The 13,521-nt window shown below is 52.5% G+C and carries 12 protein-coding genes; 11 read left to right on the top strand and 1 reads right to left on the bottom strand.

Annotated features, from left to right (window positions below):
• Positions 1 to 123 precede the first annotated feature (123 nt).
• The 10 genes from PG722_RS01780 (at position 124) to PG722_RS01735 (ending at position 11,369) form a co-directional block, all read left to right on the top strand.
• On the top strand, positions 124 to 1,911 hold the full coding sequence (locus PG722_RS01780; protein WP_270579469.1) for a sensor histidine kinase: 1,788 nt from the start codon (positions 124 to 126) through the stop codon (positions 1,909 to 1,911).
• Positions 1,892 to 3,346: a response regulator transcription factor gene (locus PG722_RS01775; protein ID WP_270579468.1), complete on the top strand. Its 1,455-nt coding sequence runs from the start codon at positions 1,892 to 1,894 to the stop codon at positions 3,344 to 3,346. Before PG722_RS01780 ends, PG722_RS01775 begins: the two co-directional genes overlap by 20 nt.
• A 91-nt stretch (positions 3,347 to 3,437) precedes the next feature.
• Positions 3,438 to 4,568 (top strand): ABC transporter substrate-binding protein, encoded by a 1,131-nt coding sequence (locus tag PG722_RS01770; RefSeq protein WP_270579467.1) that lies wholly within the window; start codon positions 3,438 to 3,440, stop codon positions 4,566 to 4,568.
• A gap of 111 nt (positions 4,569 to 4,679) precedes the next feature.
• Positions 4,680 to 5,474 carry an ABC transporter permease gene (locus PG722_RS01765; RefSeq protein ID WP_118284869.1) on the top strand — a complete coding sequence of 265 codons (795 nt, stop codon included), beginning with the start codon at positions 4,680 to 4,682 and terminating at the stop codon, positions 5,472 to 5,474.
• Positions 5,471 to 6,244 (top strand): ABC transporter permease, encoded by a 774-nt coding sequence (locus tag PG722_RS01760; protein WP_117489592.1) that lies wholly within the window; start codon positions 5,471 to 5,473, stop codon positions 6,242 to 6,244. The genes PG722_RS01765 and PG722_RS01760 overlap by 4 nt, the downstream gene beginning before the upstream one ends.
• Positions 6,217 to 7,008, top strand: coding sequence for an ABC transporter ATP-binding protein (locus PG722_RS01755; protein ID WP_382728777.1), 792 nt, complete (start codon positions 6,217 to 6,219; stop codon positions 7,006 to 7,008). The genes PG722_RS01760 and PG722_RS01755 overlap by 28 nt, the downstream gene beginning before the upstream one ends.
• Positions 7,009 to 7,023: 15 nt before the next feature.
• Positions 7,024 to 7,770, top strand: a complete 747-nt coding sequence (locus PG722_RS01750) for an ABC transporter ATP-binding protein (protein ID WP_118479092.1) — start codon at positions 7,024 to 7,026, stop codon at positions 7,768 to 7,770.
• Positions 7,771 to 7,879: 109 nt separating this feature from the next.
• Complete coding sequence (locus PG722_RS01745) at positions 7,880 to 9,421, top strand: sulfatase family protein (RefSeq protein ID WP_270579466.1); 1,542 nt, start codon at positions 7,880 to 7,882, stop codon at positions 9,419 to 9,421.
• Positions 9,422 to 9,433: 12 nt separating this feature from the next.
• Positions 9,434 to 10,222 (top strand): sulfite exporter TauE/SafE family protein, encoded by a 789-nt coding sequence (locus tag PG722_RS01740; RefSeq protein WP_270579465.1) that lies wholly within the window; start codon positions 9,434 to 9,436, stop codon positions 10,220 to 10,222.
• 19 nt (positions 10,223 to 10,241) lie between these two features.
• The gene (locus tag PG722_RS01735) at positions 10,242 to 11,369 is read left to right on the top strand and encodes an anaerobic sulfatase maturase (protein WP_270579464.1); all 1,128 of its coding nucleotides are present in this window, start codon (positions 10,242 to 10,244) and stop codon (positions 11,367 to 11,369) included.
• A gap of 56 nt (positions 11,370 to 11,425) precedes the next feature.
• On the opposite strand, the gene sigG is transcribed toward PG722_RS01735, so the two are convergent.
• Positions 11,426 to 12,181: an RNA polymerase sporulation sigma factor SigG gene (sigG, locus tag PG722_RS01730; protein WP_270579463.1), complete on the bottom strand. Its 756-nt coding sequence runs from the start codon at positions 12,179 to 12,181 to the stop codon at positions 11,426 to 11,428.
• A gap of 271 nt (positions 12,182 to 12,452) precedes the next feature.
• On the opposite strand from sigG, the gene pta reads away from it, so the two are divergent.
• The gene (gene pta / locus PG722_RS01725; RefSeq protein ID WP_110436271.1) at positions 12,453 to 13,463 is read left to right on the top strand and encodes a phosphate acetyltransferase; all 1,011 of its coding nucleotides are present in this window, start codon (positions 12,453 to 12,455) and stop codon (positions 13,461 to 13,463) included.
• Positions 13,464 to 13,521 lie beyond the last annotated feature (58 nt).

Here is a 13,521-nt window from a genome sequence, read left to right as displayed (position 1 = left end):
TGCATTTTTGCCATATTTCCTGTATCATAAAAGAAGCGGTGCAATCGACGGAATTTGACAGCACAGGAATATGGCAGAGGAGCGAGCACATTGCAGAGAGAAAAGAGAAATGGGGTATGGCGTATGCTGCTTTGCGGAAGCAAACGCCGCAAAATGTCGCAGAGCATGATAGCGACCAGTCTGCTGTGCGTGCTGATTTCGGTAGCAATTGCGGTCTGCGCGATCGGATATTTTACCTTTCAGCTTGTAGTAGGCGAAAAAGGCAAGGCCCGCGTAGATGTACTGCAGCAGATCAGCGACAGCAACTCGGTCAACCGCACCAACATGGTGAAGGCGATGGATGCACTGTATGAGGATTTTTACGATGATCTGACGGCACCGAAAAGTGAAAAGAGCAGCAGTGCCATCCAAATGCTGCTGGAGCAGACCGACCGTCAGTTCAAACGGATCGGCATGGATATGACGATCGATATTCTGATGAACGACCGCCGCATGTTTTCGACTGACCCGGATGAAAACAATCTGAAAAGCCTGAAAAACACCTACTGGTACATCAAGCATTACAGTGGTGAGACCGATACCAGCTGGAATCTGCGCTTCTGGGATGTGGATGATATTTCTACTTATGGTCTGGCGTACGGCAAGACCGTATATGCTCAGGATGGCAAGGTTGTCGGAATGATTGTACTTACCTCGCGGTATGAGGCACTGTTCCGCACGTTTCAAAAGCTGGTCAGCGACGGTGTGAAGGTGTACATTCTCGACCGGAACGGCATCATTATTTCACACACCAATCCCAACCGCGTTGGCAACTGGGCATTCGATATGAAGACATTTCAGGAGGAATACGGCAGAAATACCTATAAGATTATCCAGCGCTCCAAACAGAAGATACTGATTGTCAATTACCATGATGCGTCCAGCGGTTGGACGTTTGTCGAAGAACAGAATATGGACGAGCTGCTGAGGGACGGACTGAAAACCGTGCGAAATTGTCTGACGATTGTATTGCTCGGCTGTATTGTTGCAGCAAGCATTGCGTACTGGCGCGGCAGACGCATTACGCAGGTGCTGTCCGACTTTACGGATGAGATCGGAGATATGTCGGTTGAAAAGCTGAGTGAACTGCCGGTCAAGGACGAATACGAAGAAACCTATGTGCTCAGTACCACCTTCAACGGCATGATACATCGAATTGAAGAATTGATTGATGATATCCGTATCCGAGAGCAGGAAAAACAGCGCACGGAGTACGATTTTCTACAGGCGCAGATCAATCCGCATTTCCTTAACAACACGCTGCTGTCGGTCAAGAGCCTGATCGCCATGCACCAGCCGGAACGCGCCTACCGAATGATGAATGAACTGGTCGAGCTGCTGCATATTCCGGCAACGCCGGAGATACAGTTCGTGCCGCTGGAGGAGGAGCTGCATTTGATGCGCAGCTATATGTCTATCATGAACTGCCGCACGGAAAAGGACACGGTTCTCATCTGCGAGGTGCCGGAGAAGATGTACGGCATTTATGTGCCGCGCATGATCGTGCAGCCGATCATCGGTAATGCCTTTTTTCACGGCTTTGCTGAGATGGAGGAAGGTTGTGAAATTCGCTTGAGGGCAGGTCTGCGCGGTAATGCACTGTATATTGAGGTAACGGACAACGGTGAAGGTATTGCTCCGAAGCGGTTAGAACAGGTACAGTCAGGAAATTACCGCTCTGGGCGGTTACATCATGGCATCGGTCTGCGCAATGTGCGCAAGCGTCTGCAGATTATCTATGGCGGTCGGTCGGATGTGACGGTTCGTAGTGAATTCGGCAAATACACCACAGTAACGATTACGATGGATCACTACCGTTCTATCCCGAAGCGGGAACAGGGAGGCAAGGTAAATGAAGATCATAGTAGTTGACGACGAACCGCTGGTCAAGCAGTATATCGTGCAGTGTGTGCGCGATGCAGGCGGCGAAAATGAAATCACCGCAGCGGTGACTTCAGGTGCAAAGGTGCTGCAGGAGATGAAGGCAAACCCTGCCGATGTGGTATTTGCAGATATCACCATGCCCAAAATGGATGGTATTGAACTGCTGCAGGAGCTTCGGCGGCAGTATCCGGGCACGGCGGTCGTCATGCTGACCTGCCACGATGATTTTGAATATGCTCGTGCGGCCATGCAGAACGGTGCTAAGGATTATATTCTAAAAACCGAGGTCAGTGCGGATAAGATTCGTGCGGTTCTGGATAAGCTGCAGAGCAGCCGGCAGCAGCGCATCTCTGAGAGTGCGGTACAGCAGATCGGGCGCAGCCGCTTTCTGCGCAATATGGTGGAGCAGAGCGAGGACATGACGCCGGTCAGTGCCGTTGATCTGCAGGAAAACAGCATTTATTTGAACGAGCGCGCATTTCTGACGGTGTTTTTTCTCAATCAAGGTCAAAATGCGGAGATTATGCAGAAAAACATGCAGGAGCATTTTGAAAATCCGCTGTTTTATGCGTACAGTGAGCAGGAGGTGTACCTGCTGGTCAACATTAGGCGGAATGCCTTTGCGGAGGAGCAGGATGCGGCGACATATTTCTATCAATGTGCAGAGAGGCTGCACGGCGGAATCGGATGCAGCGGCGTACATCATCATTTTACCAATCTGCCAAAGTCATTTGCAGAGGCCGTGCGGGACTTTGATGCGCGGTTTTATCAGGTGTCAGCACAGAAATTGCCGCATGAGATTCATGTCAGTGAAGTGGAAACCTGTATCATGCGTGCAACGATTAAGCTGACCGATGGAGATATTCAGGGCGGCTGTGCCGATTTGGAGCGTCTGCTGCAGTGCGCAGAGAAAGATAAAGTACGCAGCAGCTTTTTACGCGAAACCGTGCAGCAGCTGTTTTCCGGTCTGGCTGTCAAGCTGGAGCCGGAGCTGCAGCATACAGCGGATGCAGTTGCCTCCTGCTGCACATTTGCGGCGTTGTGTGAAGCAGTTCGCGAAGGCATTGCCGTACTGCAGCGCAAGCACGGCGTAGGATATTCTGCTGCAATACGAAAGGCACTCGATCACATCAATGCGCATTATGCGGAGGATCTTTCACTTAATACGGTTGCGGATGTGGTATTCCTCAACCGGGATTACCTGTCGCGGCAGTTCAAGAAGGAGGTCGGCGTTAACTTTTCGGAGTATTTGATGAGCGTGCGCATGAAGCAGGCGCGCTGCTTGCTGGAAAACAGCAGTCTGCGCATTTCAGAAGTGGCTCTTCGTGTCGGTATCACGAACATGAGCTACTTCTCGACGGTTTTCCACAAGGTGTTCGGCTGCAAGCCGAATGATGTGCGCAAGAACAAGCAGAGCGGATAATGTCATAAATGTGAAAAACCGAGTCAAATATTAAAAAGACTTTGTGCAGGGTTTACGGTAAACTATACTCAAATCAAGGGAGGTTGAAAAAATGAAACACGGATACAAAAGAGCGATCGCAATGCTTCTGGCAGCAACTGTAATGACCGGTCTGACCGCGTGCGGCGGCGGTTCCTCCTCCGGCGGCGGCTCGGGTTCCGCTCCCGGCGGCTCGGGTGACGGCACGTTTACCGCTTCCGGCAAAACCCTGAATGTTGGTGTTCAGTCCAACATCATTTCTATTCCCACAGTTTATGCAGAGGAGAAGGGTTATTTCGATGATCTGGGGTTGGATGTTAACCTGATTATGTTCCCGAACGGCTCTCCGGAGAATGAGGGCCTGGCAGCAGAACAGCTTGATGTGGCTTCCAATGGTCTGGCATCGGTTTACTCGACGGCTTCCGGCCTGTGCGACTGGATCGCAGAGTCGGACAGCGGCTCGATCACTGCAAAGGTTTATGTCCGTAAGGACAGTCCGGTGCTCAATCACAAGGGCGAGATTTCCGGCAAGCCGGATATGTACGGCAGTGCAGATACACTGAAGGGCCTGACCGTTCTCGGTCCTACCTCCACGATGGAGCAGTGGATTGCAAACTCGTACTTTGCACAGTTTGGCCTGACTGCGGGTTCGGATTACGAATATCTGAACATGGATCGCGCAGCAGCTGCACAGGCGATTCTGACCGGTGAAGGCGACGTATTTGTTGCCACCGACGTTGACTACTGCAACATGATGGAATCGAACAACATGGTAGAGGTTGCAGACTGCATGGAAGCAACGGACACCGAGTTCAAGAACGGTTTCCTGGCCCGCAAGGACATTTTGGCAGACCGTTACGATGATGTGGTGCTGTTCCTGCAGGGCATGTGCAAGGCAGCTGAAGAACTGCAGGCTGATCCGGATCTGCGCAACGAGTTTGCACTCAAGTTCTATTCGGAGAACGGCAAGCCGGCTGACGAAAACGACGTTAAGACCGAGACCGAAATTCGTCCGTTCGTTGTTCCGTCCGATTATGAGGCTTCGGATTATTATCTCGGTTCCGGTCTGTTGCAGGTAGGCAATTTCTTCGCCTCCATCGGCACGATTGAGGAGGATCAGGTTGCCAATATTGAGGAAGCAATCAATGTCAATCCGCTGCAGGATGCACTCGGCATCACCGTAAAGGCAGCAACCCTGAAATAACATACTGGCAGAAAAGGGAGCCCATGCTCCATGGGCTTCCTTTTCTGTACCCTGAAATGGGCGAAAATTACAGAATAAGGTAAAAATAAGGCGGTTAAAGGAGAGGAGCATATGCAAGAAAAGAAAAAACTGCAGATCAATAAGTACCTGTTCATCAGTATTGCGTCGATCTGCGCAGGCATTTTTGTATGGTGGCTGGTAACGGACGGACTGGGTATTTTCCGATCGAATGCACTGCCTTCTCCGGTAAAGGTTGCCTCTACGTTTGTGAAAAAATGGTTTGAGACCAAGCCGGACGGCGCAACGCTGCTGCAGCATCTTGGTGCCAGCCTTCAGGTTGCACTCGGCGGCTATTTAATTGGTGCGATCATCGGCATCCCGCTCGGTATCTTCATGGCGTGGAACGACAGGGTGGATATGCTGGTTCGTCCGGTATTCGATCTGGTTCGTACCATTCCCGGCATTGCATGGACTTCGGTTATGGTAACACTGGTCGGCATCGGTTTTCTGTCCAAAGCGCTGGTTATCTTTATTTCCGCGATGGTCGCTATGGTTATCAACAGTTATTCCGGTATTAAGCAGACAAAAACCGTGCACCTGTGGGTCGGTCAGACCTTCGGTGCAAGCAACTGGGAGCTGCTGACCAAAGTAGCGATTCCGTCTGCACTGCCGATGATCTTCACCGGTCTGGACGTTGCTCTCGGCTCCGCATGGACCACGCTGGTTGCAGCAGAACTGCTGGCTTCCACTAAGGGTCTCGGCTTTATGATTCAGCAGGCACGCGGTATTTTTCGCCTGGATATCATCATCGTCGGTATGATCGTCATTGCGATTACCGGTGCGGTGCTGTCCTCGATTATTCAGTTTATCGGCAGAAAACTCATCAAGGGAGGTAGACGTGGATGAAAGAACGCAACAAGCGTATCGCCTATGGCGTGCTCGGTATTTTCATTTTTCTGTGTATCTGGTACGCAGCGACTAAGTTTACCTCACTCGGCAAGGTTATGCCCGATCCGGTGACGGTTATTGCAGGCTTTTGCAAGGCATTTGTTGTACCGATCGGTACGCATTCTATGATTATGCACATCCTCATTAGTCTGCGCCGCATGCTGATTCCGTATGCGTTCGGCGGCGTGCTCGGTGTGCTGGTCGGTGTCGTGATGGGCTGGTATAAGATTGCTGATTCTATTCTGATGCCGTACATTCAGATGTTCCGCCCGATTCCGCCGATTGCATGGATTCCGCTTTCTATCGTATGGTTCGGCTTCGGTGAAGGTTCCAAGTATTTCTTGATTTTTCTGGCATGCTTCTTTACCATTGCACTGACTACCTACAACGGCGTGCACTCGGTCGATGAAACACTGGTTCGTGCGGCGCGTATGCTGGGTGCGAAAGATAACCAGCTGTTCACTTCTATTGTACTGCCAACGACGGTTCCGTACATTTTCTCCGGTCTGCAGGTAGCACTCGGCTCTGCATGGGCCACCATTGTAGCGGCAGAGATGATTCGCTCGTCCGAAGGCGTCGGCTGGCTGATCGTAAGCGGTCAGGACGTAGGCAATATGACGCAGATCATGGTAGGCATTCTGGCGATTGCCCTGACCGGTCTGCTCATCACTACCATCATGAGAGGAGTTGAATCCAAGCTATGCGCATGGACAGTGAGAGGAAAGTAACGGCTGCTGGCGAGCCGTTGATCGAGTTCCGTGGTGTGGATAAGTTTTTCGACAAACCGGAGGAAGGCCGCTATCAGGTCGTTGGAGATTTGAATATTAAGGTGCGCGAAAATGAGTTCCTTGTGCTGTTCGGCCCCGGACAGTGCGGTAAGAGTACCATCCTGAACCTGATTGCAGGCTTTGAGATGCCCTCGTCGGGGCACGTTCTCTGCATGGGCAAGGATATCACCGGGCCCGGTCCGGATCGCGGCATGGTCTTTCAGAATACGGCATTGTTTCCGTGGCTTACCGTTATGGGAAACGTGGAATACGGTCCTAAGGTACGCGGTATCAAGAAGGAAGAACGCCGCCAGAGGGCACAGCATTACATTGATCTGGTCGGTCTGCAGGGATTTGAAAATTCGTTCCCGGTCAAGCTGTCAGGCGGCATGCAGCAGCGTGTCGGCATTGCCCGTGCATACTGCAATGAGCCGCTCGTGATGCTGCTCGATGAGCCGTTCGGACATCTGGATGCACAGACACGCTATCTGATGCAGGATGAGCTGACCCGCATCTGGCAGGCGGAAAAGCGCACCGTTATTTTTGTAACCAACAACATCGAGGAGGCAGTGTACCTCGCAGACCGCATTCTGGTGCTGCGCAACTGCCCAACCGGTGTTAAGGCAGAGTATGAGATCAACCTGCCGCGTCCCCGTAATTACACCGATCCGGAATTTCTGCGGCTGCGCCGCGAGATCGATTCGGTAGTAGATCATACGCTGTAAAGGAGGTGCCGGACAATGGCAAACAAAGAGCCTAAGGTAAAAGTGCAGAACCTGACCAAAAGGTTCGGTGACCTTCTGGTGCTGGATAATTTGAACTTTGAAGTAGAGGAAGGCGAGTTCCTGTGCATCGTTGGTCCGACCGGCTGCGGCAAAACTACTTTTCTGAACAGTCTGACCCGCCTGTATGAGCCGACGGCAGGCGACATTCTGGTAAACGGCATTCCGGTCAATCCGAAAAAGCAGAATATATCCTATATTTTTCAGGAGTATTCCTCCTTCCCGTGGCTGACTGTGGAGCAGAATATCCGCTTCGGTCTGGAAATCAAGAAAACGCCCAAGGCAGAGGCGGATGCCAATGTAGAGGAAATGCTGGATATTGTCGGTTTGACAAAATTCCGCAATTACTATCCCAGTCAGCTTTCCATCAGTATGCTGCAGCGCGTTGCTATCGCGCGTGCATTTGCAACCAAACCGGAGCTGCTTCTGATGGATGAGCCGTATGGTCAGTTGGATATAGACCTGCGCTTCAAGCTGGAGGACGAGCTGATCAAGCTGTGGAAAAAGACGGGTACGACCGTACTGTTTATCACTCACAACATTGAGGAAGCTGTATACCTCAGCCAGAAGATTATGGTGCTGACCAACAAGCCAACCTCGGTGAAAACCGTGCTGGACAATCCGCTGCCGCTTCCGCGTGATGTCGTTTCTCCGGAATTTGTCGAGCTTCGCAACAAGGTCACCGACTTGATCAAATGGTGGTAATGTCATAATAAAAACCGATTCACTCAATCTCTCTTCTTTCCCCTTGATATCGTTTTGGTATCAAGGGGAAAACAGTATGAGGGGATATTTCCGTAAAGGAGTGTAAAATATGCCGCGTAATATTCTGTTGTTTATGACTGATCAGCAGCGCACAGATTATGTGGGTTATGCCGCGGACAGCTGTGTTTCCACGCCGAATATCGACTGGATTGCACAGCATGCCCATTTTACTTGCTGCAATACAACCAATCCTATCTGTTCTCCGGCGCGTACCTCGCTTATCACGGGACGATATCCGCGCCAGATTGGTACGCTGACCATGGCAGGTGATCTGTTCCCACAGATACCGACATTTATGCAGGCTCTGCAGGGTGCAGGCTACAAGACCTACGGCATCGGCAAGTTCCATTATAATCAGACCTATCCGTGGTCTACGCCGAGAGGCTGCGGCATGGATCCGGTGGCAGGAGAACAGGACGAGAAGTCTTACGGTTATGATTTCATCTGGGAGACCGCAGGCAAGCAGCAGGTGGTTTCCAACTACTGTTTCTACGGTGATTATCTGGCGAAGAAGGGCATGCTCGAGCAGGTACGAGACTTTTTCTCGCAGAGCGGCGGCAAAAACGGCGATGTAGCGAATCACAACTATGATAAGGCGCTGCCGTGGCCGTTCGATGAGGAGGATTACATTGATGTGGTTACCGGCCGTGTGGCACGCGAGCAGCTTCGCGCGCATCCGGCGGGGCTGCCGTTCTACATGATGGTGTCCTTCTGCGGACCGCACAAGCCGTATGACGCACCGCAGCGGTATCTGGATATGTTTCCGCTCGAGCGGGAAGACGATTTTATCCTGCCGGAAGGACAGATTATTTCGGATGAGGACAAGGAGAGCCTGTATCGTCAGCGCCGTTCGGCAAAGGCGATGATTCGGTTGATCGACGATCAGATAGGTGAAACACTGGATGTGCTGCGTGAGCGCGGTATGCTGGACGATACGCTGATCGTATTTACCTCGGATCATGGTGATATGCTGGGCGATCACTTCATGATTCAGAAGGGTGTGCCGTGGAAGCAGTCGGTTGGTATTCCGTTGGCAATGCGTCTGCCGGGTGCAGAACCTGTTGGTGAAAACACCGCACCGGTTGAAATTTCCGACATTGCAGCAACTGTACTCGATTATGCAGGATTGGATACACAGCGGGTGCTCAGCAGAAGCTGGCCGGCGTATAACAACATTATTCCGAGCCGTTCACTGCTGCCGGTGCTGCGCGGGGAACAAGAGCGCATCCGTGATTTTTGCTTTAGCGAAAGCGACTTTACCGAGGAGCGTATCGACGGCGTTTCCATCACTTCAACACCATATTGGCGCGGCGCAGACGGCTGCCGAAGCAATGCGTGGCAGACCATCATCACGGAGAACAGCAAGTACATCAAATATCTCGGCTATAAGCTGGATGAGATGCCGTACGAGGAATTCTACGACCTGAAACGCGATCCGCAGGAGCGTGAAAACCGCATTGCAGATGAAACTTATCGAGAGCAGATCGAACAGGCGCGCCGTAGGCTGTCGTACATGGTGGATCATTATCCGCCGGCGCAGAAAACGTGGACAACTGCCTGTGCGGAAAATCGTCAGACGGCGAAGGACTAAGGGTGTGATCAGGTGCAGATTATTTGTTTTCTGGTAGCGTTCGGCGCTTGTATCATCGGTAAAATATGCGGTATGGGCGGAGGCGTGATCATCAAGCCTGCACTGGATGCGCTCGGTATTATGCAGGTGACAGAAATCAATTTTCTGTCTGGGTGTACGGTTCTTGGCATGACGTGCTGGTCGGTTGGCAAATCGATGGTGCAGCACGAGTCGCAGATTGATCTGTCGATTTCAACACCGTTGGCAATCGGTGCGGCTGTTGGCGGTATGGCAGGAAAACAGCTGTTTTCTGCTGTGGCCGGTCTGTTTGCAAATGCGGATACCGCAGGCGGTATACAGGCGGCGCTGTTGTGTACCGCGACGTTTGCCACGCTGCTCTATACCATCCGCAAGGACCGATTAACCATGCTTCAAGTGCGTAATCCGGCGGTCTGCGTGTTGATTGGACTGGGATTGGGCATGCTGGGCACCTTTCTCGGTATTGGCGGCGGACCGTTTAATATGGCGGTGTTGTTCTTCTTTTTCTCTATGCCGACCAAGGTGGCGGCACAGAACAGCCTGTACATCATTCTGATCAGCCAGAGCGTCGGCATCATTACCACGGCGGTGACAGGCAGTATTCCGACATTATCTATTATTCTGCTGTGCGGTATGGTGCTGTGCGGCGTACTGGGCAGTGAAGCCGGAGGACGCATCAACAAACGTCTGAGCGACCGGCAGGCAACCCTGCTGTTTGAAGGCTCCATGCTGCTGGTGATGGTGCTCAGCGCGTGCAATATTTATCGTTTTCTGTTAAAATAAAAGCTGAGGAGGGGTGATTATGCCGCCGATCAATATTCTGATCAAGCCTGCATCGTCTGCATGCAACATGGCGTGCCAGTATTGCTTTTACAAGGACGTTGCGGCACACCGGGAGCAGGAGTTCGAGGGAATGCTTTCAATCGAATCAATCGAAAAGGTGATACAGGCGGGCATGGAATATGCCGAGCATATCTGCTCCTTTGCATTCCAAGGCGGTGAGCCAACGCTTGCAGGCCTGGACTTTTACCGTCAGGTGGTGGTACTGCAAAAGCAGTATGCCAAACCGGGTGTGGAAATTCGTAATGCCATACAGACCAACGGATACACGATTGATGAGGAATGGGCCGCGTTTTTTGCGGAAAATCATTTTCTGGTGGGGGTGTCGTTGGACGGACCGCCAGAGCTGCATAACCGCAATCGCACAGATGTACAGGGAAAGGATACGTTCAATCGAGTTATGAAATCTGTGCGGCTGCTGAAAAAACACAATGTTGCGTTTAATATTCTGTGTGTCGTAACCGGACAGAATGCACGTTCGGTCGAAAAGTTGTACCGGTTTTACCGTAAACAGAATTTCAGATGGCTGCAGTTTATTCCGTGCATCGATCCGTTTGATCGGGCAGATGGTGAGCCATGCTATACGCTGACCGCAGACGGTTACGGTGATTTCCTTGTACGGCTGTTCGACCTGTGGTTCGACGACCTTCGGCACGGCGAGTATATCAGCATCCGCCATCTGGACAACTGGCTGTCCATCCTTCTGGGGGAGCGGCCGGAAGCCTGTAATATGGCAGGCTGCTGCTCGGTGCAGTTCGTTGTGGAGGGCGACGGCGGTGTGTATCCTTGTGATTTTTATGTGTTGGATGAATGGCGGCTGGGAAACATCGGAGAAACTGGTCTGGCTGATATGCAGAACAGCGAGACTGCAAAAAGATTCGTTCGGCAGTCGCTTGCCGTACCGGAGGAGTGCAAGACCTGTCAGTGGTTCGGTTTATGCCGCAACGGCTGCCGCCGTGACCGAGATATCCTGCCGAACGGCGTGATTGGGCAGAATATTTACTGTACGGCATACAAAAAATTCTTCTCAGAGCGATTCCGTCAGCTGGCACAATCGATTGAGTGCATTCAGCGTATGCAGTATAGGTAAAAGGGAAATCCTCATACCATTTTGATATGCTATCCTCGTGTTTTCTGCCGCTCCTATTATATAGTAAGAAAAGGACCGGAACCTTCCTTCCTTTTGTTTGGCGAAAGGTGTATTTCGCGTGCCACCTCCATCTGGGTGCGTCCCTCGAAGAACCGCAGCCGGATGATACGGCGCTCGCGGTCGTTCAGGCTGCGCATGGCATCCCGCAGAGCAATACCGGCCAGCCAGTTGTCGTCCGTGTTTTTGGTGTCACCGACCTGGTCCATCACGCAGACCGTGTCCGTGCCGTCGTGGAACACCGGCTCGAACAGCGATACCGGGTCGAGTATGGCGTCGAGCGCGAACACGACCTCCTCTTTCGGCACGTCCATCAGCTTGGCCAGTTCCACGATGTCCGGCTCGCGCTGGTGCTCGCGGATGAACGCCTCCTTGGCCTGCAGAGCGCGGTACGCCGTGTCGCGCAGGCTGCGCGAGACCCGCATGGCACTGTTGTCGCGCAGGTAGCGGCGGATTTCGCCGATGATCATCGGTACGGCGTAGGTGGAGAAGCGCACGCCGAGTTCGGTATTAAAATTGTCGATGGCTTTCATCAGGCCGATGCACCCGACCTGAAACAGGTCGTCCGGCGATTCGCCGCGCCCCTGAAACCGCTGAACAACGCTGAGCACCAGCCGCAGATTGCCGCGAATCAGCTCATCGCGTGCCTGCTTGTCTCCGGCAGCGGATTTTTTCAAAAGCTCGTCCGTCTTTTTTGCGGAGAGCACCGGCAGTCCCGATGTATTCACACCGCAGATCTCAACTTTTGTCTGCATAAAATTCCCTCCTGTTGGTCGTCACTATGAGGATACTATCTGGATTTTCCCCGCGGTTCCGTTCAAATATACCGACGAAATATTTTGCATGGGCCGGAGGTTCGACAAATTTCACGTTCGCCTTGTGATATGGAACCGAGAAAGCGTTTTGCGTCCATCAGAAATTCCCTCTTGTGGGAATAGGGGGAACGGGTGTATAATAAATTCAAGAGAATGCCTGTTTGCGGTGTCATACTGCACACAGACGACTGAAAACGAAGGAGAATGCAATATGTTTGAAAATCTGATTGCAGCACTCAAGGCTGACAAGCGCAAGATCGTATTCACCGAAGGCCCGGACGCTCGTATCCTCGAAGCGGCTGCACGCCTGAAGAAGGACGGCCTGATGGATTCCATCCTGGTCGGCAATGTTGACGAGGTAAAGGCTGCTGCTGCAAAGGGCGGCTTCGATATCGAGGGCATGGAGATCATCGATCCGGCTACCTACCCGGAGATGGACGCTATGGTAGCTAAGATGGTAGAGCTCCGCAAGGGCAAGATGAGCGAGGAAGACTGCCGCGCTGCACTGTCCAAGGGCAACTACTTCGGCACCATGCTCGTTAAGATGGGCAAGGCTGACGCTCTGCTCGGCGGCGCTACCTACTCCACCGCTGACACCGTTCGTCCGGCTCTGCAGCTGATCAAGACCAAGCCGGGCGCACACCTCGTAAGCTCCTGCTTTATTCTGGTCCGCGAGAAGGACGGCGTAGAGGAGAAGCTGGCTATGGGCGACTGCGCGATCAACATCGACTATCCGGATTCTGTCGACAAGGAAGGCAACGTAACCCTGAAGGGCAGCCAGAAGCTGGCTGAGGTTGCAATCGAGACCGCAAACACCGCTAAGGCTTTCGGCATCGACCCGAAGGTTGCTGTTCTGTCCTTCTCCACCAAGGGCTCCGGCAAGGGCGGCACGGTTGCTCTGTCCCGCGAGGCTACCGAGTACGCTAAGGAGATGAACCCGGAGCTGGCGATCGACGGCGAGCTGCAGTTTGATGCTGCTGTATCTCCGGTCGTTGCTGCTACCAAGTGCAAGGGCTCTCCGGTCGCTGGTCAGGCCAACACCTTTATCTTCCCGTCTATCGAGGCCGGCAATATCGGCTACAAGATCGCTCAGCGTCTGGGCGGCTACGCTGCTTACGGCCCGATTCTGCAGGGTCTGAATGCGCCGATCAACGATCTGTCCCGCGGCTGCAACGCTGACGAGGTTTACCAGATGGCGATCATCACCGCTGGCCTGAAGTAATTTCAGCACACACATAATTGCATAAGTAAGGGATCCGCCGACGTGAAAATTCAATCAT

Origin of the sequence: Butyricicoccus sp. OF27-2pH9A (assembly GCF_027693185.1) — a bacterium.
Classification (GTDB): domain Bacteria; phylum Bacillota; class Clostridia; order Oscillospirales; family Butyricicoccaceae; genus Agathobaculum; species Agathobaculum butyriciproducens.
Note: the sequence above shows the minus strand (reverse complement) of the source record. Positions and strands in the feature narration are given on the sequence as shown.

Coding starts and splice junctions, on each gene's coding strand:
- PG722_RS01770 (WP_270579467.1), top strand. CDS start 3,438: ATGAAACACGGATACAAAAGAGCGATCGCAATGCTTCTGGCAGCAACT.
- PG722_RS01775 (WP_270579468.1), top strand. CDS start 1,892: ATGAAGATCATAGTAGTTGACGACGAACCGCTGGTCAAGCAGTATATC.
- PG722_RS01735 (WP_270579464.1), top strand. CDS start 10,242: ATGCCGCCGATCAATATTCTGATCAAGCCTGCATCGTCTGCATGCAAC.
- PG722_RS01750 (WP_118479092.1), top strand. CDS start 7,024: ATGGCAAACAAAGAGCCTAAGGTAAAAGTGCAGAACCTGACCAAAAGG.
- PG722_RS01760 (WP_117489592.1), top strand. CDS start 5,471: ATGAAAGAACGCAACAAGCGTATCGCCTATGGCGTGCTCGGTATTTTC.
- PG722_RS01765 (WP_118284869.1), top strand. CDS start 4,680: ATGCAAGAAAAGAAAAAACTGCAGATCAATAAGTACCTGTTCATCAGT.
- PG722_RS01745 (WP_270579466.1), top strand. CDS start 7,880: ATGCCGCGTAATATTCTGTTGTTTATGACTGATCAGCAGCGCACAGAT.
- sigG (WP_270579463.1), bottom strand. CDS start 12,181: ATGCAGACAAAAGTTGAGATCTGCGGTGTGAATACATCGGGACTGCCG.
- PG722_RS01755 (WP_382728777.1), top strand. CDS start 6,217: ATGCGCATGGACAGTGAGAGGAAAGTAACGGCTGCTGGCGAGCCGTTG.
- PG722_RS01780 (WP_270579469.1), top strand. CDS start 124: ATGCTGCTTTGCGGAAGCAAACGCCGCAAAATGTCGCAGAGCATGATA.
- pta (WP_110436271.1), top strand. CDS start 12,453: ATGTTTGAAAATCTGATTGCAGCACTCAAGGCTGACAAGCGCAAGATC.